The following is an 840-nucleotide window of genomic DNA, read 5'->3' as shown; positions in this document are numbered from 1 at the left end:
CCACTTTGTGGTTCATGACTGGGGTGAAGTCGTAACAAGGTAGCGCTAGGGGAACCTGGCGCTGGATCACCTCCTTATACGATGATTATTGCGATGAGTGTTCACACAGATTGATACGGTTTATGAAGTTTAAGAGATAGAACATCCCCCAAGATGTTCACTTAGTGTCCCGTTCGTCTAGAGGCCTAGGACACCGCCCTTTCACGGCGGTAACAGGGGTTCGACTCCCCTACGGGATACCATTGGGTCGTTAGCTCAGTTGGTAGAGCAGTTGACTTTTAATCAATTGGTCGCAGGTTCGAATCCTGCACGACCCACCATTTCTCGATGGGGCTATAGCTCAGCTGGGAGAGCGCCTGCCTTGCACGCAGGAGGTCTGCGGTTCGATCCCGCATAGCTCCACCATTCGAGGAACTTCTTCCACTAAGAAGTAAAACTAATGTGGGCGATTAGCTCAGTTGGGAGAGCACCTGCCTTACAAGCAGGGGGTCACTGGTTCGAGCCCGGTATCGCCCACCATTCTCTAAGTATTTTTGGAATAAAACGTCCAAACCAGAACAAGCAATTGATACTGGTTGGTGTTTTTGACTCTGAAAGTCTTTAGAAAATGTAACTTCCTTGTGAAGCAACATAGCTCTTTAACAATTTGGAAAGCTGACAAAACAATCTTTAAGATTGTTTGTAAAGTTCTCAAAGTATTCATTTATGAATACAACTAAAAACACATTCAAGTGTTCTTGGAATTTGAGTCCGGCAAAATCGAATGTCTCTCGCTCATTCAAATAATGAGAGACAACTTTGGTGATTTGAACATCAACTCGAAACTCCTTCGGGTTGTAT

The 840-nt window shown here is 45.2% G+C and carries 1 protein-coding gene, 4 tRNA genes and 1 rRNA gene; 5 read left to right on the top strand and 1 reads right to left on the bottom strand.

All coding sequences use genetic code 11. The features are described from left to right. The 5 genes from R8N47_RS24395 to R8N47_RS24375 all read left to right on the top strand — a co-directional run. Positions 1–77 (top strand): 16S ribosomal RNA (locus R8N47_RS24395); the annotation flags it as partial. An 89-nt stretch (positions 78–166) separates the two neighbouring features. Continuing rightward, positions 167–242: transfer RNA gene (locus R8N47_RS24390), tRNA-Glu, on the top strand. Positions 243–244: 2 nt separating this feature from the next. Next, positions 245–320, top strand: a tRNA-Lys gene (locus R8N47_RS24385). Between the two features lie 9 nt (positions 321–329). After that, a tRNA-Ala gene (locus tag R8N47_RS24380) sits at positions 330–405 on the top strand. A 38-nt stretch (positions 406–443) separates the two neighbouring features. Then, positions 444–519 (top strand) — tRNA-Val (locus R8N47_RS24375). A 119-nt stretch (positions 520–638) separates the two neighbouring features. Here R8N47_RS24375 and R8N47_RS24370 read toward each other — a convergent pair. Continuing rightward, the coding region (locus R8N47_RS24370; RefSeq protein WP_318186003.1) for a hypothetical protein at positions 639–840 on the bottom strand (202 nt) is incomplete at its 5' end.

It is taken from the genome of Vibrio sp. 2132-1, from assembly GCF_033344315.1.
This window is presented reverse-complemented; position numbering and strand designations above follow the sequence as displayed.